Source organism: Lactobacillus leichmannii (assembly GCF_024701915.1).
Lineage (GTDB): Bacteria > Bacillota > Bacilli > Lactobacillales > Lactobacillaceae > Lactobacillus > Lactobacillus delbrueckii.
The window spans coordinates 16,617-39,211 of the sequence record NZ_QOCY01000022.1 but is presented as its reverse complement, the minus strand read 5'-3'; the positions used below and the strand labels follow the sequence as shown (position 1 = coordinate 39,211).

23 protein-coding genes and 1 pseudogene are annotated in these 22,595 nt (G+C 52.9%); 1 reads left to right on the top strand and 23 read right to left on the bottom strand.

Annotated features, from left to right (window positions below):
• Window positions 1-39: 39 nt before the first annotated feature.
• The 10 genes from dinB to DS743_RS02320 form a co-directional block, all read right to left on the bottom strand.
• On the bottom strand, window positions 40-1,155 hold the full coding sequence (dinB, locus tag DS743_RS02365; protein WP_013439971.1) for a DNA polymerase IV: 1,116 nt from the start codon (window positions 1,153-1,155) through the stop codon (window positions 40-42).
• Window positions 1,155-2,603: a glucose-6-phosphate dehydrogenase gene (gene zwf / locus DS743_RS02360; RefSeq protein WP_035185354.1), complete on the bottom strand. Its 1,449-nt coding sequence runs from the start codon at window positions 2,601-2,603 to the stop codon at window positions 1,155-1,157. The genes dinB and zwf overlap by 1 nt, the downstream gene beginning before the upstream one ends.
• A gap of 92 nt (window positions 2,604-2,695) precedes the next feature.
• Entirely contained in the window at window positions 2,696-3,103 is a 408-nt protein-coding gene (gene yajC / locus DS743_RS02355) for a preprotein translocase subunit YajC (RefSeq protein WP_002876568.1), read from the bottom strand.
• An 88-nt stretch (window positions 3,104-3,191) separates the two neighbouring features.
• On the bottom strand, window positions 3,192-4,202 hold the full coding sequence (gene ruvB, locus DS743_RS02350; protein WP_035185350.1) for a Holliday junction branch migration DNA helicase RuvB: 1,011 nt from the start codon (window positions 4,200-4,202) through the stop codon (window positions 3,192-3,194).
• A 14-nt stretch (window positions 4,203-4,216) separates the two neighbouring features.
• Window positions 4,217-4,810, bottom strand: coding sequence for a Holliday junction branch migration protein RuvA (ruvA, locus tag DS743_RS02345; RefSeq protein ID WP_035185347.1), 594 nt, complete (start codon window positions 4,808-4,810; stop codon window positions 4,217-4,219).
• A 9-nt stretch (window positions 4,811-4,819) separates the two neighbouring features.
• Complete coding sequence (gene mutL / locus DS743_RS02340) at window positions 4,820-6,802, bottom strand: DNA mismatch repair endonuclease MutL (protein ID WP_035185345.1); 1,983 nt, start codon at window positions 6,800-6,802, stop codon at window positions 4,820-4,822.
• Window positions 6,802-9,372, bottom strand: a complete 2,571-nt coding sequence (gene mutS / locus DS743_RS02335; RefSeq protein WP_035185343.1) for a DNA mismatch repair protein MutS — start codon at window positions 9,370-9,372, stop codon at window positions 6,802-6,804. The genes mutL and mutS overlap by 1 nt, the downstream gene beginning before the upstream one ends.
• 138 nt (window positions 9,373-9,510) lie before the next feature.
• Window positions 9,511-11,124, bottom strand: a complete 1,614-nt coding sequence (gene groL / locus DS743_RS02330; RefSeq protein WP_035185340.1) for a chaperonin GroEL — start codon at window positions 11,122-11,124, stop codon at window positions 9,511-9,513.
• A 22-nt stretch (window positions 11,125-11,146) separates the two neighbouring features.
• Entirely contained in the window at window positions 11,147-11,431 is a 285-nt protein-coding gene (gene groES, locus DS743_RS02325; protein ID WP_002876557.1) for a co-chaperone GroES, read from the bottom strand.
• 155 nt (window positions 11,432-11,586) lie between these two features.
• Window positions 11,587-12,273: a redox-sensing transcriptional repressor Rex gene (locus DS743_RS02320; protein WP_002876556.1), complete on the bottom strand. Its 687-nt coding sequence runs from the start codon at window positions 12,271-12,273 to the stop codon at window positions 11,587-11,589.
• A gap of 292 nt (window positions 12,274-12,565) precedes the next feature.
• On the opposite strand from DS743_RS02320, the pseudogene DS743_RS02315 reads away from it, so the two are divergent.
• Window positions 12,566-14,482 (top strand): annotated as a pseudogene (locus DS743_RS02315) (ABC-F family ATP-binding cassette domain-containing protein).
• Window positions 14,483-14,548: 66 nt separating this feature from the next.
• Here DS743_RS02315 and tsaD read toward each other — a convergent pair.
• The 13 genes from tsaD to DS743_RS02250 form a co-directional block, all read right to left on the bottom strand.
• Window positions 14,549-15,589 (bottom strand): tRNA (adenosine(37)-N6)-threonylcarbamoyltransferase complex transferase subunit TsaD, encoded by a 1,041-nt coding sequence (tsaD, locus tag DS743_RS02310; RefSeq protein WP_035185336.1) that lies wholly within the window; start codon window positions 15,587-15,589, stop codon window positions 14,549-14,551.
• Between the two features lie 2 nt (window positions 15,590-15,591).
• Window positions 15,592-16,122, bottom strand: a complete 531-nt coding sequence (rimI, locus tag DS743_RS02305; RefSeq protein ID WP_035185333.1) for a ribosomal protein S18-alanine N-acetyltransferase — start codon at window positions 16,120-16,122, stop codon at window positions 15,592-15,594.
• A 4-nt stretch (window positions 16,123-16,126) separates the two neighbouring features.
• On the bottom strand, window positions 16,127-16,849 hold the full coding sequence (tsaB, locus tag DS743_RS02300; RefSeq protein WP_002876548.1) for a tRNA (adenosine(37)-N6)-threonylcarbamoyltransferase complex dimerization subunit type 1 TsaB: 723 nt from the start codon (window positions 16,847-16,849) through the stop codon (window positions 16,127-16,129).
• A gap of 17 nt (window positions 16,850-16,866) precedes the next feature.
• Window positions 16,867-17,397 carry a folate family ECF transporter S component gene (locus DS743_RS02295; RefSeq protein ID WP_002876547.1) on the bottom strand — a complete coding sequence of 177 codons (531 nt, stop codon included), beginning with the start codon at window positions 17,395-17,397 and terminating at the stop codon, window positions 16,867-16,869.
• A gap of 41 nt (window positions 17,398-17,438) precedes the next feature.
• On the bottom strand, window positions 17,439-18,188 hold the full coding sequence (locus DS743_RS02290; protein ID WP_003615748.1) for an acyl-[acyl-carrier-protein] thioesterase: 750 nt from the start codon (window positions 18,186-18,188) through the stop codon (window positions 17,439-17,441).
• On the bottom strand, window positions 18,185-19,048 hold the full coding sequence (gene rsmI, locus DS743_RS02285) for a 16S rRNA (cytidine(1402)-2'-O)-methyltransferase (protein WP_035162528.1): 864 nt from the start codon (window positions 19,046-19,048) through the stop codon (window positions 18,185-18,187). Before rsmI ends, DS743_RS02290 begins: the two co-directional genes overlap by 4 nt.
• Window positions 19,048-19,380: a DNA replication initiation control protein YabA gene (gene yabA, locus DS743_RS02280; protein WP_002876544.1), complete on the bottom strand. Its 333-nt coding sequence runs from the start codon at window positions 19,378-19,380 to the stop codon at window positions 19,048-19,050. Before yabA ends, rsmI begins: the two co-directional genes overlap by 1 nt.
• A gap of 14 nt (window positions 19,381-19,394) precedes the next feature.
• Entirely contained in the window at window positions 19,395-20,267 is an 873-nt protein-coding gene (locus tag DS743_RS02275; protein WP_035185327.1) for a DNA polymerase III delta subunit-related protein, read from the bottom strand.
• Entirely contained in the window at window positions 20,267-20,593 is a 327-nt protein-coding gene (gene darA / locus DS743_RS02270) for a cyclic di-AMP receptor DarA (protein ID WP_002876541.1), read from the bottom strand. The genes DS743_RS02275 and darA overlap by 1 nt, the downstream gene beginning before the upstream one ends.
• Before the next feature lie 11 nt (window positions 20,594-20,604).
• Window positions 20,605-21,243 carry a dTMP kinase gene (gene tmk / locus DS743_RS02265; RefSeq protein WP_035185324.1) on the bottom strand — a complete coding sequence of 213 codons (639 nt, stop codon included), beginning with the start codon at window positions 21,241-21,243 and terminating at the stop codon, window positions 20,605-20,607.
• 129 nt (window positions 21,244-21,372) lie between these two features.
• Window positions 21,373-21,609, bottom strand: coding sequence for a YaaL family protein (locus DS743_RS02260; protein ID WP_035185322.1), 237 nt, complete (start codon window positions 21,607-21,609; stop codon window positions 21,373-21,375).
• A gap of 1 nt (window position 21,610) precedes the next feature.
• Entirely contained in the window at window positions 21,611-22,210 is a 600-nt protein-coding gene (recR, locus tag DS743_RS02255) for a recombination mediator RecR (RefSeq protein WP_002876538.1), read from the bottom strand.
• Window position 22,211: 1 nt separating this feature from the next.
• Window positions 22,212-22,541: a YbaB/EbfC family nucleoid-associated protein gene (locus DS743_RS02250; protein WP_002876537.1), complete on the bottom strand. Its 330-nt coding sequence runs from the start codon at window positions 22,539-22,541 to the stop codon at window positions 22,212-22,214.
• Window positions 22,542-22,595 lie beyond the last annotated feature (54 nt).

Below are 22,595 nucleotides of genomic sequence, written 5' to 3'. Positions count from 1 at the left end.
AGTTCAAAATTTCATTTTAGCAAAAAATCAGCCTTTTAGCTATTCATCTGCAAAAAGACTGATTTCCTGGTAATGTTTTTCTTCAAGTTCGCCGGCTGACAGGCCCAAGAGGCGGATGCCTTCAGCCAGGAATTCCGGTTCCCGGGCCAGGAGCTCCTTGGCCAGCTGGTAAAAGACTTCCGGGTCACTGGTCGGCTGGATCTGCTGCCGGCGGGTGATAGTTTTAAAATTGCGGTCGCGGACCTTTAAAACGACCACCCGGGCTAAAAGATTTCTCTCCTTTAGTTCAGCCGCCACCGTCTGGCTGAAGTCCTTTAAGTAGGCATCAGCTCGGTCCGGGTCATAGATTACCGGTTCAAAAGTCCGCTCCTTGCCCAGGGACTTGCGCTGCCTGGAGGCTTGGACGGGGCTTAAGTCAATGCCATAAGCATGCAGGGCCATGTAGTAGCCGGACTTCTTATAGTCTTTTAAAAGGCGGCTGAGCCCGTAATTTCTGATGTCGCGGCCGGTCAAAACTCCGGCTTCCTTTAGCCGCTCCTGGGTCTTCTTGCCGATGCCGGGGAATCTCTTGATCTCCTGCCTGTCTAAAAAGTCCTGGGCCCGGTCCGGGGCAAGATAAGTGCGGCCAAAAGGCTTGGCGTATTCTGACCCCATCTTGGCCAAAAACTTGTTGTAGCTGACCCCAAAAGATGAGGTCAAATGCAGCTGACGGAAGATCTGCTCTTGCAAATAGCTGGCCAGCTCCAGGGCGCTTTTGCCGGGGATCTTGCTCCGGGTCACGTCCATATATGCTTCGTCCAGCGCCACGCTTTCGATCTGGTCGGTCAGTTCGTGCATTAAGCCGTGCACTTGCCCGGAAACCCGGTGGTATTTCGCGAAATCGGGTTCAACGAAAACCAGTTCTTCAGCTGGAATCAGCTTGACGGCTTGGGCGGCCGCCATGGCTGACCCGACCCCGTACTTTCTGGCCCGGTAGTTGGCGGTGGCGATCACGCCATGGCCGCCAGTTTTCCGGGGGTCCTGGGCAATCACGACTGCCTTATTCGCCAATTCCGGCCGGTCCCGCATTTCAACTGAAGCATAGAAAGCGTCCATGTCCAAGTGGATGATCCGGCGGGAAAAATCGTTCCTGGGCAAAAGGTCAATATCGGCCATTACTTGTAGATCCAGCCATCCTCAGGATCCGCAAAGATCTTGCTGGTATCCGGCCCCATGCCGTAAGGACGGTACTTGACCGGCTTTTCGCCGGCAGCGTTTTGCTTTTGCCAGGCAGCTTCAACCGCGTCCACGAATCTCCAATACTGCTTCAGTTCTTCCCACTTGGTAAAGTTGGTGGAGTCGTTGACAAAGACGTCGTGGATCAAACGTTCATAGCCGTCTGGCACCTCAGCTTGTTCATCTTCGCTGTAGCGGTAGCGGAATCTTTCAAGACGGAGGTCACCGCCAGCAACAATCTTGCCGTTTAAGCGGAAGTATACCTGGTTGACCGGGTCAATCTCAATAGTCAGTACGTTGGTCTTAGCCTTATCGCCATACAGGCCAGCTTCATCCTTAAAGACCACGTCCACCCGGGTCTTCTTTTCCCGCATTTCCTTGCCAGTTCGGAAGTAAATCGGCACGCCAGCCAAAGGCCCCTTGCTAAATTCCAAACGGCCAGCCACGTAAGTTTCCGTCTTGGAGTCTTCCGCCACGTTCGGCTCTTTGACATATTCAAAAGTGGTTTCCGTCCCCAGATACTGGCCGCGGATGATGTTTTCGCTGACGGCTTTTTCATCTGGGATAACTAAAGATGCCAAAAGGTCTTCTTTAGCCGCGTGGATGGCCTTGTCAGACAAGTCTTTTGGCTCCGGCATGGCCAAAAGGGTGATGATCTGCATGATGTGGTTCTGAACCATGTCCCGCAGGGCACCGGAGCTGTTATAGTAGCCGCCCCGGGCTTCAACGCCCAGCCGTTCAGCCAGGGTAACCTGGACATTTTTAACCGCGTCGGCGTTCCAAATCCGCTTAAACAAGGAGTTGCCAAAGCGCAGAGGCAGGATATTCTGCACCATTTCCTTACCCAGGTAGTGGTCGATTCGGAAGACCTGGTCTTCAGCAAAAGAATTGCGGATCTGCTGGTTCAAGACTTCCGCACTGGCCAGGTCAGTCCCGAATGGCTTCTCAACCACCAGGCGGTTGAAGCCGGTCCCGGTCAAATGCTGGTCGGCAATGTGTTCGGCAATCGTCCCAAAGAAGCTTGGGGCCATGGCCATGTAGAAGATGCGGTTGCCGCCGCATTCATAGCGCTCATCCAGTTCCTGGGCCAATTGCTTCAAAGTTACGTAGTGTTCAACGTTGGTTACGTCGTGGGACTGGTAGTAAAAGTGGCTGGCAAATTCCGTCAGCTGCGCTTCGTCGACCTCTTCCCAGCTTTCATGAACAGCTTGGGCCACCTGCTCGCGCAGGTATTCATGCGACCATGGCCGCCGGGCAGTGCCGATAACGGCAAAATTGTCGTGAATGACATTCCGGCGGTAGAGATTGAAGAGGGCCGGATAGATCTTGCGGTGGGCCAGGTCGCCGCTGCCGCCGAAAAGGATCATTACTGTTGGAATATTGTTCATTATAGTACCTCAAAAAAATCAACTACTAACTATTTTAGCAATTTATCGGCGCAGGCAAAGCAAAAACGTCCCCGAAGGAACGTTTTGTTCGTTTACTCTTGACTGTCTTTGTCTTCTGCCTTATCTTCTGCTTCTTCAGTCTTGGCTGCTTCAGCCTTTTCTTCTGCTGGCTTGGCTGCTTCAGCTTCACTTGCGTCAGCTTGCTTCAAAACAGTTCTGACTGCCAGTCTGGAGAAGGTTAGGTAAATGCCGTCAGCGTCCAAGACGATAGTCTTGTCAGCATCGTTGATTGAGTCGATCTTGCCGCGCAGGCCGTCGACCATTTCCACGCTGTCGCCCTTCTTGAGCTGATTCATCATTTCCTGGCGCTGCTGTTGCTGCTTCTTTTGCGGCTTGATCATCGTAAAGTAAGTAAAACCAAACAAAACGGCCAGCATAACCAGCATGAAGATGCTGCTGCCAGCACCGCTGTTGGCTGCGGCTAATGCAAAAGTATTCAAATTATCCACCTCATAAAATTTATTTGCCGCTTTTTGGCAGATGCCAAAAGGCTTTAACGAACATTATACTGTAAACCAGATTTTTTTGCTATTCTTCCTCGCCCGGCAGGGGCAAATTCAGCTGCTGGTAGGCCTTCTGGGTCACTACCCGCCCCCTTGGGGTCATGACGATAAAGCCGTTTTGCAAAAGATATGGCTCATACAGGGACTCGATCGTCTCCCGGTCTTCCCCGATATTGGAAGCCAGGGTCCGGATCCCGACCGGGCCGCCCCCATAGCTTAAGATCATGGTTCTCAGCAGCTTGCGGTCAGTCTGGTCCAAGCCGGCACTGTCGACTTGCAGCTGCTTTAAGGCCATGGCCGTGGTTTCCAGGGAGATTTCTTTTTCTCCCTTGACTTCCGCAAAGTCCCGCACCCGCTTTAAAAGGCGGTTGGCCACCCGGGGCGTTCCCCGGGACCGGCGGGCCAGTTCATGAGCAGCTTTCGGGGAAATCTTGGTGTGGAAGACCTCGCTTGAGCGGAGGATGATTTTTTCCAAGTCTTCGACCTGGTAGTACTGCATGTGCTCAACGATCCCGAAGCGGTCGCGCAGAGGCGCCGACAACTGCCCGGCCAGGGTGGTTGCCCCAATCAAGGTAAAAGGCGGCAGAGGCAAGTGGATTGCATGAGTCGTCTGCCCTTCCCCAACCACGATATCGATGTAAAAGTCTTCCATGGCTGAATAGAGGACTTCTTCAACCGGCTTGGCCAGGCGGTGGATTTCGTCGATAAACAAGACATCCCCCGGCTCAAGGTCAGTTAAGAGGGCCACCAGGTCCCCGGCCCGCTCGATGGCCGGACCGCTGGTGCTTTTTAAGTTGACCCCCAATTCATTGGCAATAACAAAGGCCAGGGTGGTTTTACCTAAACCTGGCGGGCCATAAAGAAGGACATGGTCCAGGGCCTCGTCACGCTGGCGGGCGGCCTGGATGTAGACTTCCATGTCCTTTTTGACATGCCCTTGCCCGATATACTGGCTGAGCAGCTGGGGCCGTAAGGACAGTTCCACCGCTTCCTCGCCTTCGGCGGCTTCCTGGCTGGTCAAATGTTCTTCCGTCATTTCCCTTTACTCCCTTATTTCTTCAGCAAAAGGCCCAGCCCCTGCTTGATGTATTCGTCAGCGGACATTTCCGGCAATTTCTTCAGTTTCGGCTTGATCCGGTCAACTTCCTTTTGACTGTAGCCCAAAGCCCCAAGGGCCAGAAGAGCGTCTTCCAGGGCTGGGAAAACAGACTTAACCGGTTCATCTTCGGTAAAGAGGTTTTCCGCCACATAGTTGCCCATCTTCCCCCGCAAGTCCAGGACGATCTGGGATGCCGTTTTCTTACCGATCCCCGGGAAACGGGTCAAGTAGGAAACTTCGCCGCTCTCAATGGCGGAAGCCAGGGCTCCGTTGTCTTCAGCGGCCATGATGGCCAGGGCAGACTTAGGACCGATCCCGGAAACTTCATTAAGCTTGTTGAAGAGGACCTTGTCTTGCTGGCTCTTGAAGCCATAGAGGGTCATCCCGTTTTCCCGGACGACCTGTTCAACGTAGATCCGGGCCTTGTCCCCATTTTTATAGGCATAAGGGGTCGGGGTCAGGATCCGGTAGCCGATTCCAGCCACTTCAATCACGACATAGGCCGGATTAACCACGGTAATGGTGCCCTCAAAATACTCGTACATCTAGTTTTGTCACTTCCCTTTCTTAAAAAGCTTGCTTAAATCATTCTGGCTCAAGCGGACGACGGCGACCTGGCCGCTGGCATCCCGGTAAGGGTCGCTGGCCGTCTGCAAACGGAGAAGCAGATCGGCGGCTTCAGCGCCGGTTAAATTGACCCGGCGGGAAACATTGCTTTCCGCCGCCTTAGCCGCCACCAGCTTCAAGAGACTTTTTCCATCGTTTTCCCGGCTGGACAAGAGCTGGTCTAAGAGCTCCCTGACCTGCACGGTGACTTCCCCTTTCAGCCAGGTTGGGTAAGAGTGCATCAAGAGGGTGTTCTGGCCAAAGTCTTCCATCTCCAGGCCCAGCTGGCGCAAAAGGGGCAGCTGGTCTTTTAATTTCTGGTAGTCATAGACGCTGAAGTCAAAGACCAAAGGCTCAAGCAAGCCTTGCTGGTAGTTCTCGTCTTTTTCCAGGCTGGCTAAAATCTGGTCGTACTCCAGCCGTCTTCTGGCCGCCACCTGGTCAAGCAGGTAAAGGTCGCCCCCGTGTTCAGCCAGGAGATATCCCCCCATCTGGCCCAAAAGGCGCAGGGCCGGCAGGTGTTGCCTTAGCAGCTGGTCAGCCTTTGACGTGACCGGGCTAGCGGCTTCCTCTCCGCCCGCAAAAGGCGGCAGGGCCGTCTGTTCCTTGACATGCTGGTCCCAGCTCTTGGTTAAGACATATTGGTCATCTTCTCTGACCTGGTTTAAGTCCACGTATTCCGGAGCAGAAGTTTTTTCTTCTTTCTCTTCTTCTTTCTCTTCTTGTTTATTTTCTTTCTTCTCTGCTGTTTCTTTTGTTTCTTTTGTCTCTGTTTCTTTTTTATTAGTTATATCTGTTTTGCCTTCCGGCTCAGCCACCTGGGAGACTTCCAGCTGGAAGTCATCTGGCCGGCGGGTGTCGACCACGTTTGGTTTTAAGTTGAATTCCAATTGGTCCAACTGGGTCTTGTCTTTAAAAGGAGTCAGCTGAAAAAGCGGGCTGGCCTCGTCCTCATCCATTAAAGCCTCAGTCACGGCACTGGTGATCAAGCGGCTGAGCTCTTTTTCCTTGGACAGGCGGACTTCTTCCTTAGTCGGGTGGACGTTGACGTCGACTAAGAGGGGATCAGCCTCAATCGCCAAGACCGCGATCGGGTACTTGCCCCCCAATTTGTTGCCGTAGCCGTCCAAAAGGGCACTGGAGAGCTGGTAGTTCTTGATGTAGCGGCCATTGAGCAAAATCGAGATAAAGTTGCGGGATGACCGGGTCAAGTTTGCTTCTGACACCAGGCCATAGAGGGTAAAGTCCGGGTCCTCATTTTCCACCGTCAGCATTTTTTCGGCGACTTTGCGGCCATAAATATTGGCCACGTCCTGCTTTAAGTTGCCGTTACCGGGCGTTCTGAGCAAGACTTTCCCGTCGCTGGCCAAAGTCAGGCTGATTTCCGGGTGCCCCAGGGCAATCCGGTTGACAATATCCACAATCTTCAAGAGTTCAGTCTTCGGGCTCTTCAGATACTTCAGCCGGGCCGGAGTATTGTAAAAAATATCCCCGACCGTGATCTTGGTTCCCTTAGCGCTGCCGGCATCTTCCTGGAACTTTTTCACCCCGCCGGCAAAAGCTGCCCGGGTGGCCGTCTGCCCGTCAGTTGAAGTCAAAATTTCCACATGGGCTACGGCTGCGATGGAAGCTAGGGCTTCCCCTCTAAAGCCCAAGGTCGCGATATTGAACAAGTCATGCTCATCTTGAATCTTGCTGGTCGCGTGCCGCATAAAAGCCAGGTCAACCTGGTCCGGGGCAATCCCGCTGCCGTTGTCTTGGACAGAAATCTGCTTTAAGCCCGAATGCTGGACTTCAACCCTGATCCGGCTGGCCTGGGCATCGATCGCGTTTTCGACCAGTTCCTTGACCACGCTGGCCGGCCGCTCGATAACTTCCCCGGCCGCGATCTGGTTGGTCAGATTTTCTGAAAGTTCATGAATTTTCGCCATTATTCTTCCTTCAAGGCCTGCTGCCAGTCAGCTACCAGCTGCATGACTTCCAGCGGCGTCTTTTCATTCAAGTTGACCTGGCTGATCTCGTCTAACAGTTCCTCCTGCTCTGCCTTGAGCGGGTTCTCTTCCACTACTTCCACCGGACTGAAGAGGTCCAGCTGCTGGCGGCTTGGGTTGATCTCCCGGGCTCCTTCTGCTTCCAGGCGCTTGAGCATGCTGGAGGCTTCTCTTAAAACGGCCCGCGGCAGGCCAGCCAATTTGGCCACGTGGATCCCGTAAGACTGGTCGGCTGGTCCTGGCAAAATCTTGTGCAGGAAGATCAGCTGGCCGTTTTCTTCCGTTGCTCCGACGTGGATGTTCTTTAAGTGCGGCAAGGTTTCGTCCAGTTCAGTCAGTTCATGGTAGTGGGTGGCAAAAAGGGTCTTGGCGCCAACCTTGTCATGCAGGTACTTGATAATCGCCCCGGCCAAGGCCATCCCGTCGTAAGTGGCCGTCCCCCGGCCGATTTCGTCAAACAGGACCAAAGACCGGCTGGAAGCGTGCTGGAGGGCCTCATTGGCCTCGCTCATTTCCACCATGAAGGTGGACTTGCCGGAGTAGAGGTCGTCAGCGGCCCCGATCCGGGTGAAGACCTGGTCAAAAACTGGCAGCTTGGCGCTGTCTGCCGGGACGAAGGAGCCGATCTGGGCCATGATGGCGATTAATGCCAGCTGCCTCATGTAGGTGCTCTTACCAGACATGTTTGGCCCCGTGATGAGGTAGATACTGGTGTCTTCATCCATGACCAGGTCGTTAGGGATATAGGAGCCAGCTGGTAAAACTGCCTCAACAACCGGGTGGCGGCCGTTCTTAACGGCGATTTCGTTTTTGCTGGAAAAACTTGGCCGGCAGTAATTTTTCTCTTCAGCATCCTGGGCAAAGGCCACGAAGACGTCCAGGGCCGCCAATTGCCGGCCCAGTTCCTGCAAGGCCGGGATATGGGCCTTGACAGCCTCTCTCAGCTGGCTGAAGAGCTCGTATTCCAGGTCAGTTGACCGGCTCTCAGCTTCCAGAATCAAGTTTTCGTGTTCCTTTAATTCCGGGGTAATGTAGCGCTCAGCATTGGTCAGGGTCTGCTTTCTGGTGTAGCGGTCCTGGGGCACTTTAGCGACATTCCCCTTGCTGACTTGGATGAAGTAGCCAAAGACCCGGTTGTAGCCGATCTTCAGATTGTCGATCCCGGTTCTCTGCCGCTCTTCCATTTCCATCTGGGCCAGCCACTTTTTCCCGCCATTCATGGCTTCTCTGTACTTGTCCAGGTCCTCGCTGACCCCGGCCCGGATAATGCCGCCTTCTTTAGCCGAAATCGGCGGCTGGTCAACTAAGCAGTTAGTGATGCTCTCAGCAAGTTCACTTTGCGGGTCGATCCCCTGCCCGTATTTTTCCAGGTCTGGATTGCCCGATTCGGCCAGGGCCTGGATGATCAGCTTGGTCGCCTCTAGGCTTTTCGCCAGTTGCAAGAGCTCACGGGGGTTGACATTGCCAAAAGCCACCCGGCCACTCAACCGTTCCAGGTCATAGACTCCCTTCAAGGAGTCAACGATATTTTCCCTGGTAAAGTAGTCGTCCAACAGGGCTTGCACCATCTGCTGGCGCTGCTTAATCCGGTCTAAAGACAAGAGCGGCCGGCTCAGCCACTGCTTTAAAAGCCGGCCCCCCATAGCCGTGGTGGTCTTGTCCAAAACCCAGAATAAAGAGCCCTGCTTCCTGCCAGTCGTGGCTGACTGGGTCAGTTCCAGATTCCGCTGGACAGTGTTGGCCATCTGTAAATACTGGCCGATTTCAAAGCTTTCCGCCACTTGCAGGTGAGCTAGGCTCCGCTTCTGCGTGGCCAAAAGGTAAACGACCAGCTGGCGGACGGCGGCTTTTTCCATAGAGTCAGTCAGTTTCTGCTGGACATAGGAAATTTCCGCATGCTCGCCTTCCAGTTCTGCCGGTTCAGACACGGTGATGTTGGCCTTTTGCAGTCTGTCCCGGTCGCTGGCGCTAAGGTTGCCAGCAAAAACGACTTCCCGGGTTCTCAAAGACAGGAGCTCGTTGACCACCTCGGCGTAGTGCTTGACGTGGGTGGCAAAAATCTCCCCGGTCGACAGGTCGCTGTAAGCCAGACCATAGCCGCCGGCCTTTTCAACCACGCTGGTCAGGTAGTTGCTTTCCTGGCTGTCGTCTGGCCCCTGGGCCATCTTGGTGCCGGGAGTAACCAGCTGGATGATCCCCCGCTTGACCATCCCCTTGGCCTTCTTCGGGTCTTCCAATTGCTCGCAGATGGCCACCTTGTAGCCTTTTTCCACTAAAGTGTTGACATAAGAATCAACCGCCATGTGGGGCACCCCGGCCATGGGAATCGGGTTTTCCGACTTATTTGACCGGTGAGTCAGGGTCAACTCTAAAATCTGTGATCCCTTGATGGCATCGTCTTCATAGAGTTCGTAAAAATCTCCCACCCGGTAGAAGAGAAAGGCATCCGGGTACTGGTCTTTAATCTGGTAATATTGCTCCATCATTGGAGTCGTGGCTTTTCTTGGCATAAAAACTCCCTCGCTTATCGTATGCTTTCAATTATACAGCATTTCGCCGGCCTACTTGCCTTGTCTGCACGCAAAAAGAGCCCAGCCAAAGCTGGACCCTTCTTACAGTAATTCTTGTGTGTGTTAATTTTCAGTATTTTACATCATGCCTGGTTGAGCTGGAGCAGCTTCTGGCTTGTCTTCCGGAATTTCTGCCACAACTGCTTCAGTGGTCAGCAAGAGGCCGGCGATTGAAGCGGCATTTTGCAGGGCTGACCGGGTCACCTTGGTTGGGTCGATGATCCCTTCGTCAATCATGTTGACATACTTGTCTTCAGCAGCGTTGTAGCCGACTTCCGGGTCAACCTTGCGCAGGTGGTCAACAACGACTGAGCCTTCTTGGCCGGCGTTTTCAGCGATTTGGCGAACTGGGGCAGTCAAGGCACGGGCCACGATGTTGATCCCGGTTTGTTCGTCAGCAGTGTCACCCTTGATTGCCTTAACAGCTTCTTCAACGTTAACCAAAGCAGTACCACCACCAGCTACGTAGCCTTCTTCAACAGCAGCACGGGTAGCGTTCAAGGCGTCTTCTACCCGGTAGCGGCGTTCCTTGAGTTCAGTTTCAGTAGCAGCACCGACGTGGATTACGGCTACGCCGCCAGTCAGCTTGGCCAGACGTTCTTGCAGCTTCTTCTTGTCGAAGTCAGAAGAAGTGTCTTCGATTTGCTTTCTGATGGTGTCAACCCGTTCTTGGATGGCTTCCTTAGCGCCAGAGCCGTCAACGATAGTAGTTGAGTCCTTGGTGATAGTTACCCGGCGGGCTTGACCCAATTGGCTGAGCTGGGTGTCCTTGAGTTCCAGGCCCAGGTCTTCAGAGATTACCGTACCGCCAGTCAAAGCAGCGATGTCAGCCAGTTGTTCCTTGCGGCGGTCACCAAAGCCAGGAGCCTTAACAGCAACAACGTTGAAGGTACCGCGGATCTTGTTCAAAACAAGAGTTGGCAAAGCTTCGCCAGTCACGTCATCAGCGATGATTAGGAGTGAGCGGCCTTCTTTCACGATTTCCTGCAACATTGGCAAAATGTCCTGGATGTTGGAAATCTTCTTGTCAGTGATCAAGATGTATGGGTTTTCCAAGTCAGCTTCCATCTTGTCGTTGTCCGTTACCATGTATTGGGACAGGTAGCCGCGGTCGAATTGCATCCCTTCAACCACGCTCAGTTCAGTTTCGATCCCGCGGGAGTCTTCAATGGTGATAACACCGTCTTTGCCGACCTTTTCCATGGCTTCAGCGATCAAGTCGCCGATTTCCTTTGAAGCACTTGAGATTGAAGCAACTTGGGCAATTTGGTCCCGGCTGGAAACTTCGTGGCTGTTCTTGTGCAATTGGTCAACGGCTGCTTGGGTGGCCTTTTCAATCCCGCGGCGAATGCCAACTGGGTTAGCCCCGGCAACCACGTTCTTCATCCCTTCTTGCACGATGGCTTGGGTCAAAACAGTGGCCGTGGTCGTACCATCACCAGCGATGTCGTTGGTCTTTGAAGCAGCTTCAGCAACCAGCTTGGCCCCCATGTTTTCGTAGTGGTCTTCCAGTTCAATTGCCTTGGCGATAGTCACGCCGTCGTTGGTAATCGTTGGGGCGCCGTAGCTTTGTTCCAAAACTACGTTTCTGCCCTTAGGCCCCAAGGTCGTCTTGACCGTGTTGGCCAGCTTGTTAACCCCGTTTAAAAGTGAACGTCTTGCTTCTTCTGAAAACTTGATGTCTTTTGCCATTTTTTAATTCACCCTCCTTAAATTACTTAATAATTGCCAAAATGTCTTTTTCATGAAGGACTAAGTATTCCTTGCCTTCGTACTTGACTTTGGTGCCAGAATACTTATCGTATAAAACTTCATCGCCCTCTTGGACGGTCATAGGAAGCTTGCTACCATCTTCCGCGTACAGGCCGCCGCCTACGGCAACAACCTTGCCTTGGGTTGGCTTTTCCTTAGCGTTGGAAGCAAGTACGATACCACCAACAGTTTGTTCTTCAACTTCTTTAACTTCAACGATCACGCGATCTCCAATTGGCTGTAACACGTTATTCCCTCCTAAAATTAATTGTCTTTAGAAATTCTTTAGCACTCATCTTGATCAAGTGCTAACTTACAACTATGATAATAATACCTTTTTTCCAAAAAGGCAAGAGAAAAATAGCACTTTTTAGCCGAGAGTGCTAAAAAGTGCTGTTTTCCTTATTTATTCGTGTTGTTCATGGCCTTTTTCCGCTCTTCCAGCTGCTTTTTGATCATTTCGTCAGAGTCAAGGAAGTAGATCAAGGTCTGCAATTCGGTAGCCAGGTCGACGTTTTGGATCCGGACCCCGTTTGGGGCGGACAGGCGGATCGGGGTAAAGTTCATGATCCCCTTGATCCCGGCTTCGATCATTTCATCAGCCGTCTTCTGGGCCGTCGCCTGGGGAACGGTCAAGATAGCGATCCGGATCTGCTGGTCAGCGATCTGCTGCTTCATTTCATCCATTGAGTAAACCGGGACCCCCTGGGTGATCTTGCCGGTGATTTCCGGGTTGATGTCGAAGGCGCAGGAAATTCTGATATTATTGCTGCGCTTGAAGTTGTAGTTCAAAAGGGCATGACCCAGGTTGCCGACCCCGACCAGGGCAACATTGGTCAAAGTGTCCTGGTTGAGGATCTTCTTAAAGAAGCTGAGCAGGTTCTTGACGTCGTAGCCGTAGCCCCGCTTGCCCAGGGCACCGAAGTAAGAAAAGTCCCGGCGGATTGAAGCGCTGTCGACTTGAACGGCTTCCGCCAGTTCAGTTGAAGAAACCTTGTCTTTGCCTTCATCATTCAAAAGCAGCAAGTAGCGGTAATATAGCGGCAATCTTTTGGCAGTAGCCTTGGGAATTCTAAATTTGTTGTTCATAAAAAGATGCCTCCAGTTTTTATTTTGTGAATGTGAATCTCTAATCAATCTTCTACTATGATACCCATTTTTACCAGTCCTTGGCAAGTCGTATTTTCACAATATTTGCCGTATAATCCTTTTTATTGAACTTTTTCACAAATTGATTAAGAGATCAGCGCTTCCGGCATTTTCTTTAAAGAAAAAGAAAAAATAAAAGGAGGGAAAAAAGAAGCGGAAAAGAAAGGGAAAATCAGCCTGGCTGGCGGCAGGCAAGCCTTTTGCATGGTACAATGTTTCAAGGTGAAAAAATATGATAATAGCACAAGGACACAATTTGGAGCAACGCTTCGGAGCTGCTCCTATATTCAGCAAGGTAAACTTTTCAATTGAGAACAATGCCCGGATCGGCCTGGTCGGGCCAAATGGGGCCGGGAAAACGACCCTTTTAAAGATCATGACCGGCCGCCAGGAAGCCAGCCAGGGGGAATTTACCGTCAACAAGGGGATCGAGCTTGGCTACATCGCCCAGGAGCACGACTTTGACGAAGAGAAGTCGATCTGGGAAGAGATGCTGACGGTCTTCCAGCCCTTGATCGACCAGGGCCAGCAGCTGGAAAAGCTGCAGTACGCCATCGCCGACCATCCGGAAGACGAAGAGCTTCTGCGCCGCCTGGACCAGGCCCAGTATAATTTTGAACAAGCCGGCGGCTATACCTACCAGGCCGAAATCAAGAGCATGCTCAACGGCTTCAACTTCCCGGAAGCGACCTGGAACAAGCAGATTGCCAGCCTGTCCGGCGGGGAAAAGACCCGGCTCAGCTTCGTCAAGCTCCTTTTAAAGAAGCCCCCGCTCCTGCTTTTGGACGAACCGACCAACTACCTGGACCTGGATACTTTGGACTGGCTGGAAGCCTTTCTTAAGAACTACCCTGGCGCCATCCTGACGGTTTCCCACGACCAGTACTTCTTAGACCACCTGGCTACGCAGATTTTTGAACTCCAGCATGGGGAACTGACTGTCTTTAAGGGCAACTACAGCCAGTACCTGGCGCAAAGAGAACTGCGCGACCAGCAGCAAGAAGCCGCTTATGAAAAGCAGCAGGAAGAGATCAAGCGAGAAGAAGAGTTCATCCAAAAGAACATCGTCCGCGCCTCCACCACCAAGCAGGCCCAAAGCCGGCGCAAGGCCCTGGAGAAGATGGAACTGGTCGACCCGCCAAAGCACAAGTCAAAAGTCCGGATCAAGTTTGACAGCGCCCGGCCGTCAGGCAAGGAAGTCTTGATCTTGAAGGACCTGGCCGTTGGCTATCCAGACAAGACCATGCTTAAGGACATCTCCTTCCAGATCAATAAGGGTGACCGGGTGGCCATCATTGGCCAAAACGGGATCGGCAAGTCCACCCTTTTAAAGACCGTCATGAAACAACTGCCGGTTAAGAGCGGGGCCATCAAGTACGGGGCCAGCCTGGATATCGGCTACTATGACCAGGAACTGCAGGGATTAGACTATTCTAAGACCGTGATCGATACCATCTGGGACCGGCACAAGGACATGAACGAAAAGGACATCCGGTCCATCCTAGCCAGCTTTTTGTTCACGGCCAAGGACATTGACAAGCAGGTCAGCCAGCTGTCCGGGGGGCAAAGAGCCCGCTTGACCCTGACCGTCTTGTCCATGGAACACAACAACTTCCTTTTGATGGACGAACCGACCAACCACTTGGACCTGGACGCCAAGGAAGTTTTGGAAAAAGCTTTGGCCGATTACGACGGCACCCTCCTCTTCGTTTCCCACGACCGCTACTTCATCAACAAACTGGCCAACAAGATCGTCGTCGCTAAAGACGGCCAGGCCAAAATCTATGAAGGCAACTACACTTACTACTTGAACGAAAAGGCCAAGGAAGAAGCCGCTGCTCAAGAAACAGCCGCGCAGGAAGCGCCAGTCGTCAAGTCAGTCAGCGAAAGCAAGTTCTCCTACCAGGAGCAGAAAAAGCGGGACTCGGAAAAGCGGAAACTGGAGCGGCAGGTCGCCCAGGCAGAAAAGGACCTGGAAGAGCTGGAAGCAAAAGAAGAAGAGATCCAGGAAGCAATGGCTGACCCGGCAATCGCCGCCGACTTCAGCAAGCTGGGGCCTCTCTAGGAAGAATTGACCGCTGTCCAGGAAAAGATCAGCCAAGTTAGCCAGGCTTGGGAAGATGCCTCCTTGGCCTTGGAAGAATTTTAATTTTAGGCAAAGGAAAAGCAAGTCCAGTACTGGACTTGCTTTTTTGTTGCATTTTCGTCTTGCTTTTTACTTGTAATCCTCAGCGTAAGGCAGTTCCATTGACGGGTCCGCGTCCAAGGTCAAGTCGGCAAAATTACCGGCCAGGTACTGGTTGTAAGCGGCAGCCCCGATCATGGCCGCGTTGTCCCCGCAGAGCTTAAGCGGCGGCAGGATAACCTTCGGTGCCTTTTCCAAAGCAGCGATCTCCTTGTTCATCCGCTCTCTTAAGCCCTGGTTGGCGGCAACCCCGCCCCCCATGATGAAGGTCTTGGGCTGGTACTGCCGGATGGCCCGCATGGTCTTTTCAGCCAAAACGTCCACCACGGCCGCCTGGAAGCTGGCCGCCAGGTCATACTTGTCTAATTCCTGCCCCAATTGGTCAGCATGGTGGCAGGTGTTGATAAAGGCACTCTTGAGGCCTGAGAAGGAGAAGTCGTAATTATCTTCATCGATCATAGCTCTAGGGAAGCCGAAAGTATCCTTACCCTGGTGGGCCCACTGGTCGATCGTCTTGCCGGCCGGGTAGTTGACCCCCAGGACCCGGCCAATCTTGTCGTAAGCTTCTCCGGCCGCGTCATCGCGGGTGTCGCCCACGATTTCAAAGTGGGTCGGGTCTTTCAGCAAAACAATTTCGGTGTGGCCGCCGGAAACCTGCAGGGCCAAGGCCGGATACTCAACCGGTTCAACCAGCTGGGCAGCTGAAATGTGGCCCATGATATGGTCCACCCCAATTAAAGGCAGGCCGGTCGCCATGGAGGCTGCCTTGGCCGCGTTGATCCCGATCAAAAGGGCTCCGACCAGGCCTGGCCCGTGGGTTACGGCGATGGCATCCAGATCTTCCCAGCTGACCTTGGCTTCTTCCAGGGCTTCCCGGGTAATCTGGGTAATCACTTCGATATGGTGGCGGCTGGCCACTTCCGGCACAACCCCGCCAAAGCGGGCATGGCTCTTGATTTGGGTAGCCACGACCAGGCTTTCGACCTCTGACCCGTTCTTGACCACGGCAGTCGAAGTCTCGTCACAGGAGCTTTCAAAAGCTAAAATGCGAATGTCTTTCTTTTCCTTCACAGTCAGTTCTTCTTTCTTAGATGGCAGATCATGTTCAAACCGTCGCTGTCCGGACGGTCATCATTATCGTAGTAGTTCTTGCGGACAAAATTGTCTTCAAAGCCAAGCTGCCGGTAGAGCTCTTGGGCCTTCTTGTTTTCGACCCGCACTTCCAAGGTGACCGCTTTAAGGCCAGCCGACTTGGCCAAATCTAAAACCGTCTGAACCAGGTAGCTCCCGATCCCCTGTCCCTGCTCTTTCGGCATCACCGCCAAAAAGGTGATGTGGGCTTTAGAGAGACTGAAGCGGCAGCCGATGGCTCCGACCAAAAAATCCCTCTCAAGCAAGAGCAAGTATAAGGAATCCCGGCGACGCAATTCTTCGGCAAAGACTTCCCAGTCCCAGGGCAGGCGGCCGGCATAAACTTCCTTTTCCAGCAAAAGGAGGCGGGCAAGCTCGCCTGCCTCCGCCTTCTTTAAGCAGTATTCATGGCCGCTGATGCTGATTGCCCGGGGGGCAAACTGCACCAGGTCAGCTTTAAAGAATAGTCCCATAAGTCTAAACTTCTTCTACATATGCACTGTCTGCTGCAAATTCCTGGCCGGTCTTCTTTGCCCAGTCATACTCGGCCTGAGTCCGGCGCAGATAGTTCGGCACGGCCTGGTCCGGATCAAGGACGGGAGCACTTACCGCCAAGCGGCCAATTGCACCGGCGTGCAGAAGGTTCTCTTCCCCTTCAGCCAGGCGCAGGTCCTTGTCAGCCAGCCCTGCCGCGATTTCTTCCTGGTACTTGCTGAAGTCGCTGCCGGCAAAAATCACCTTCTGGTCAGGCAGGGCTCCTACTTGCTCTAAGAGCTCGCTTAAGTGGTAGTGACCGTCTGCAATCACGGCTTCCTTGCCCCGGTAAGCACCAGCAAAGAAGTTCTTGTTTCTGGCGTCTAATGCCGCCACGATCAAGGCATCTTCACCGGCAAAGTTCTGGGCCAGGGCCTGTAAAGTTGAGACCCCAACCAGCTCTTTATTCAAAATGCTGGCAAACATCTTAGCCGTGGTCAAACCGACTCTGAGTCCGGTATATGAACCAGGCCCGATCGCCACCGCGAAGCGGTCGATGTCTTTTAAAGACAGACCGTTTTCTGCCAGCAGGCTGGCAATATCCGGATCAAGGTCAACGCTGTGGTTGCGCTGGTTTTCCTCGATCTTTTCGCTGACCAAGTGGTCAGCTTCATTCAAGGCAACGCTCAAATCGCTCGTTGCCGTCGAAATGCTTAAAATCTTCATGCTCTAACTTTTATTTCCTAAAATTTTCTACTCAGCTTGACCCGGGACAGGCCTTCCAGGATAAACCAAACCACGACCATCTGAATCCATGGAGTGATCATTTCCTTGAGGATCCGGCTGGACAGGGCGACCATAAAGTTGGTCCCGTACATCATGCTGACCCAAAGGGTGTTCAAGCCGATGTTGCAGATTACCGTGACGCAGATTACGGACGCGATGACCCGCCAAATCTGGATGGGCTTCTTGTACAAGAAGAAGCCGTAGATCATCGGCCCCAAGGCCGCGGTCAAGGTGTAACCGATAAAGAAGCCGCCCAGGTTGCCAAAAATTGCGGATGAAACCAGGTCGCTCAAAGCACCGCCGGCAAAGCCCCACCAAGGCCCGAACAAGTAGCCCAGCATGACGCTGCCGATAAAGCCCAGGCCCACCTGCAGGGTGGCATCCCCGACCTTAAACTGTCCCAAAACCACCTTGATGGCGATAACCATGGCCAATAAGACCAGCTCCCGCAGCTCCAGCTTGCTGCTGACTTTTGATTCACTTTTCACAAGACTGTCCTCCTAAAAATGGCTTAACAAAAACAACTGAATCAGTCTCTATTAAAGCACATTTTTTGCCAGTTTACCTCACAAAGTGCCATAAGTTCACCTTGCCGGGTAATGGCGTGGCAGGTCTTGACAGCGCTGTCTTCCGTTTCCTGCATAACCTGGCAGGCAACCTCATCGCCGTATTTAATTTCCTTCTCAAACTTGATGGCCAGGTCTTTCGGCTCATGGCTGTTGATGAAGTCCCGGGGAAGGCTGTCGACGATCCAGTCCAGGTAGTGGGCGTTGTTGACGTGGTGGTTGGAGTCCAGGTCATAGTAGTAGGCCCGGTAGACCTTCTCGTCTTTGTAATCGTCTTTTGGCCGCAATTTCTTAAAGCGGGGCATTTTAGCCAAAAGGGGTGCTCCCAATTCCTCAGCGATTTTATCATCGCTGGGCAAAAGCTTCCGGCTCTTTAAATCAAACAAAACCCACTGGCTGTGGGCAATTACCAGGTCTTTGCCTGCTTCGTCCTCAATGCCGAAGTCCCGGTAGGACAAAAAGCGGTTGTAGCCAACCGCTTCAGTCCAGACCCTAACCTTTTGGCCGGCCCGGGGAAGGCTAGTAAATTCAAACTCGTACTGAGTGACTACCCAGCCCCTGCCTCGCTCTTTCATGGCGCTAGCCCCGCCTAAAGTTGGCGCCAGCTGCCTTTCAGAGCTTTCCATCATCAGGTCGATCATTCTGGGCAATTTCAGCTGGCCGCTTTCCCCGCAGTCAGCGTATTCCAGCTGGTAATCCTTGTAGTATCTCATTTTGCCCCCTCCTGGTGGTAGCGGTCATAGAGTTCGTTTTTGGAAACGCCCTGGCTCTTGGCCACCTGCTTGATGGCATCCTTTTTAGAAACGCCTTGGGCAACTTGCTCTTTGACCAGCTTGACCAGGTCAGCCCAGTCCAGGGGCTTTTCTTCCGTGTTTGGCGACACCAAAACGACGAACTCGCCCCGGGGGTCGACTTCTTTAAAGTGCTGGATGACTTCTTCCAGGCTGCCGCGGATGAATTCTTCATGAATCTTGGTCAGTTCTCTGGCACAGACGACCTGCCGGCCGCCTGGCAAAACTTCCAACATTTGCTCTAAAGTCTTCAATAGCCGGTGGGGTGCCTCATAAAAGATCGAGGTAGCTCTTGAAGCATTGATTTCTTCTAAAAAAGGCCGCTGCTGGCTGGCCTTGCGGGGCAAAAAGCCGTAGTAGGTAAAGGGCTGTCCGTCAAAGCCGGAAGCGATCAAGGCCGTGGCAAAAGCCGACGGGCCCGGCAGGGGAACGACTGGAACATTGCTTTTGATGCATTCCTGGACCAAAATATAGCCGGGATCAGAAATCACCGGCATGCCAGCATCGCTGATCTCAGCGATTGTCGCCCCCTCCTGCATCAACTTGACCAGTTCCGGCGCCTTTTCTTTAGAGTTGAACTTGTGAAAGGCAACCATCTTGTTGTGAATGCCCAGCCGGTCCAGCATGATCCCGCTGGTTCTGGTATCTTCAGCGGCAATGTAGTCAGCCTCTTCCAGAATCCGCTTGGCCCGGATCGTAATGTCTTCCAGGTTGCCGATCGGGGTAGGCACCAAGTAGAGCTTGCCCTGCTGGTCATTCGCGTAGCTGTGTTGCGTTTGCATTATTTGTGCACCGCCTTCTTTCCAAAATTATCCAAAATATCCAGGCAAAACATGCAGTCCGCGCTGGGATCCCGGTGGGTTCCGTAGTACATGTTGCAAATATGGTAGCCAGACTGGTAGATCTGCTTGAGCATGGCCATCCCGCTCTGGCTCTTGCCTTCGTGTTCTTTAACCGTCAATTTGTCCAGCTTCTCGCGCAAAAGCTGGTTTTCAACCTTGAGCTCGGTATTTTCCTTCAAGCTCTCCAGCATCTCCTGCTGCAGGGAGTCCATGCTTTTGAGCATGCGCTCCATCTGCTGCTGCAGCTGCTGCAACTTAGTATATGGGTCCACTTTCCTTACCGCCTTTACTGCTGCCACTTTAAGGCCAAATAGTCCAAATTGTTCAAAAAGCCGACATTACTCTGCCGCATCTGGTCAACCCGCATGAGGTCCGCCAAAAAGTTGGCCGCTTCCTGGTAGTCACCCTTCTCCAGGTCCTTTTCGCCCCACTTCTTGAGCAAAATCCAGACATACTTCTCCCAGGCCTTGGTCCCCTGCTTTTGCTTTTTAACCAGGTCCGCCAGCTGGTGGGCGGACACGATAGCCAAAGAGTCATGCTCGCGGAGCTCCTGGTAAAAATATTTTACCGCCTGGTCGACTTCCTGGCTGCTTTTCACCTGGTCAACTTCTTCCTGGCTCATCCCGTTGGCCAAAAGGAGCCTGTCCTTGCTGGAAGCAGCTTGCTGGCTGAAATTGATGATCTGGGTTCTGGACTTGATCGTCGGCAGAATCTGCCCGCCGTTATTGGCAATCAAGAAGGTGACTACCGGCGCCGCTGGCTCTTCCAGCAGGTTGAGCATGGCGTTTGCAGCCGGCAGGGTCAATTTCTGGGCATGGTTGACCACGAAGTAGCGCCGGTCGCCTTCCAGAGGGCTCTTGGCTAATTCCTGCTTAAGCGGCCGGATCTGGTCAATCGCGATCGACTGCTTGTTTTCTTCCGTGTCGATCAAAAAGACGTCCGGGTGGTTGCAGGCCAGAATCCGCCGGCAAGCCGGGCAGGTCCCGTCCGGCTTCTTTTCGCCCGTGCAGTTCACGTAGCAGATCAGCCAGTAGGCCGTGTTTAAGGCTTCTGCTTCATCACTTGACAAGAGCAGGTAGGCATGCGACAGCTGACCCCGGTCCTGGGCTTGCTTGAGCTGCCGGGATTCAGAAGCGCCAATTTGCTTTAAATCCAGCATTAAAAGTGTAGGAACTGGTCAACCGGCAAGACAAAGACCGTCGCGCCGCCGACCGTGATGTTGACCGGTTCAATCGGCTGCTCGAAGGAAATGCCAGGGTGAATGCCAGGGTTGATTGTTTCTTCTCTGGTTTGGGAATGCTCTTCGATCAGCTTCAAAACGCCGTCAACGTCTTCATCTTCCACCCCAATCAAGAAGGTGGTGTTGCCTTCGCGCAAAAAGCCGCCCGTTGACGCCAGTTTAGTGGCGCCTACATTGTTGTCAACAAAAGCCGCCTGCAGGCGCTTGGCGTCTTCAGACTGGACAATGGCAATGATCAGTTTCATCTTGATCCCCCCTAAAACAATTCTGGAAATGTGCTTTTCACCAGTTTAACACTTGCGGCCACAACTTGCGGCAAATCTTGACTCGCGTCAACCACTTTTACCCGGTCCGGATGAGCCTGGTTGACCTTTTGGTAGCCCCGATAGACCTCTTCATGGAAGGCCAGCTTCTCTTGTTCCAGCCGGTCTTCGCTGCCTGACCGGACATTGGCGATTCTGGCCAGGCCCTGGGCCGGGTCTAAATCCAAAAAGATGGTCAGGTCCGGCTCCAAGTGGCCGGTAGCGAAAGCGTTGATCTGGGCTACTTCATCAATTCCCAGTCCCCGCCCCTGGCCCTGGTAGGCCAAAGAAGAGTCGACAAAGCGGTCGGAGATGACCAGGTCCCCCCGCTTTAAAGCCGGATTGATGATCTCGCTGACATGCTGGGACCGGCTGGCCGCGTAGAGCAGGGCCTCGGTCTTGGCATTCATTTCCGTATTGGCCGGGTCCAGGATGATGTCGCGGATTTTTTCCGCGATTTTTGACCCGCCTGGCTCCCGCGTTACTAAAATTTCCCGCTTGCACTGGCCCTGGATGGCCTTGACGACTTCATTGATCACTGTCGTTTTGCCGGCGCCGTCGGGACCTTCAAAAGTGATAAAGTAACCTTGCATTTGAACTTGCCTCCTATCTATCTATTTTACAGAACTAAGGCTAGTATTTACAGACTTATCTTCCCACTAAATCTAGTAGGTAAAAATCGTAAAAAAATAATCCCCCGAAACCGGGAGATTATCAGTTTTTTATTGGGAAATGGCGTTGGTCACGCCGGTGTAAGAAGCATGGCGGTAGCGGGCCTCATCGTACAAAAAGGCATACTCAGCTCTTAAAATCTTGTCCGCCACGATATTGTCCTCGGACATGTCCAGGGTCATGTTGTCTAAGCCATTGCTAAGGCTGATTTCCTGCTGCAGCTTTTCTACCAAAGCCATCAGCTTCTCATCTTCTGCTTGCTTGATTTTGTCGCTGTGCTTACTCATGCTATAGCTCCGTTCTACCTTGAACTGCCCGCTTCAAAGTGATCAAGTTGGCATACTCAATGTCTGAGCCGACCGCCAGGCCCGCGGCCAGCCGGGTAACCTTGAGGCCGGCCGGCTTGATCAAGCGGGAAATGTACATGGCCGTTGACTCCCCTTCCGGGGTGGAATTAAGGGCCAGGATGACTTCTTTGGCAGCATCATTTTTCTGCAGGCGGACGATCAAGGACTTGATGTTGATCTGCTCCGGCCCGATCCCGTCCATCGGTGACAAGACCCCGTGCAGGACATGGTAGAGGCCGTCATATTCGCCCATATTTTCAAAGGCCATCACGTCCTTGGCTTCCTCAACCACCATGATGGTTGACCGGTCCCGGGCTGGATTGCTGCAGATGGCGCAAGGGTCTTGTTCGGTAATGTTGCCGCAGACGGAGCACTGGCGCAGCTTTTCCTTAACGTCGACCAGAGCCTGGGCGAATTCGTCCACGTCTTCTTTAGGCATGTCCATGGCGTAAAAGGCCAGGCGGGTCGCCGTCTTTTCACCGATGCCCGGCAGTTTCATGAAGGAATCGATCAAGCGGGCAATTGGCAATGGGTATTGCAAATTACATCAGGCCTTTCGTGTACTTGCCCAGGCTCTGCTGGGTTGCCTGGTCGATCTGCTTCAAGCCCTTGTTAACAGCGTCGATAACCAGGTCTTCCAGCATGTCCGGGTCATCCGGATCAATGGCTTCCGGCTTGATGAACAAGCTCTTTAAAGTCCGGTCGCCGGTAAAAGTAGCCACTACCATGTCGTCAGCTGCCTTGCCGGTGAATTCCTGGGTCGTGATGTTTTCCTGTTCCTGGGCCATTTGCTCCTGCAGCTTCTTGGCTTGCTTCATCATCTGCTGCATGTTCATGCCGCCCATTCCTGGGAAAGCTGGTCTCTTGCTCATGAAAAAATCTCCTTTTACTACTTCGTTTTTATCTGCTTAATTTTAACGCGAAAA

Bases quoted from the DNA above. Each gene is read 5' to 3' on its own strand.
- tsaB (WP_002876548.1), bottom strand. From the start codon at position 16,849: ATGAAGATTTTAAGCATTTCGACGGCAACGAGCGATTTGAGCGTTGCC.
- DS743_RS02260 (WP_035185322.1), bottom strand. From the start codon at position 21,609: ATGAGTAAGCACAGCGACAAAATCAAGCAAGCAGAAGATGAGAAGCTG.
- zwf (WP_035185354.1), bottom strand. From the start codon at position 2,603: ATGAACAATATTCCAACAGTAATGATCCTTTTCGGCGGCAGCGGCGAC.
- tmk (WP_035185324.1), bottom strand. From the start codon at position 21,243: ATGCAAGGTTACTTTATCACTTTTGAAGGTCCCGACGGCGCCGGCAAA.
- DS743_RS02320 (WP_002876556.1), bottom strand. From the start codon at position 12,273: ATGAACAACAAATTTAGAATTCCCAAGGCTACTGCCAAAAGATTGCCG.
- dinB (WP_013439971.1), bottom strand. From the start codon at position 1,155: ATGGCCGATATTGACCTTTTGCCCAGGAACGATTTTTCCCGCCGGATC.
- DS743_RS02250 (WP_002876537.1), bottom strand. From the start codon at position 22,541: ATGAGCAAGAGACCAGCTTTCCCAGGAATGGGCGGCATGAACATGCAG.
- mutL (WP_035185345.1), bottom strand. From the start codon at position 6,802: ATGGCGAAAATTCATGAACTTTCAGAAAATCTGACCAACCAGATCGCG.
- DS743_RS02290 (WP_003615748.1), bottom strand. From the start codon at position 18,188: ATGAGATACTACAAGGATTACCAGCTGGAATACGCTGACTGCGGGGAA.
- DS743_RS02275 (WP_035185327.1), bottom strand. From the start codon at position 20,267: ATGCTGGATTTAAAGCAAATTGGCGCTTCTGAATCCCGGCAGCTCAAG.
- ruvA (WP_035185347.1), bottom strand. From the start codon at position 4,810: ATGTACGAGTATTTTGAGGGCACCATTACCGTGGTTAATCCGGCCTAT.
- groL (WP_035185340.1), bottom strand. From the start codon at position 11,124: ATGGCAAAAGACATCAAGTTTTCAGAAGAAGCAAGACGTTCACTTTTA.
- rimI (WP_035185333.1), bottom strand. From the start codon at position 16,122: ATGGGACTATTCTTTAAAGCTGACCTGGTGCAGTTTGCCCCCCGGGCA.
- darA (WP_002876541.1), bottom strand. From the start codon at position 20,593: ATGAAACTGATCATTGCCATTGTCCAGTCTGAAGACGCCAAGCGCCTG.
- rsmI (WP_035162528.1), bottom strand. From the start codon at position 19,048: ATGCAAACGCAACACAGCTACGCGAATGACCAGCAGGGCAAGCTCTAC.
- mutS (WP_035185343.1), bottom strand. From the start codon at position 9,372: ATGCCAAGAAAAGCCACGACTCCAATGATGGAGCAATATTACCAGATT.
- ruvB (WP_035185350.1), bottom strand. From the start codon at position 4,202: ATGACGGAAGAACATTTGACCAGCCAGGAAGCCGCCGAAGGCGAGGAA.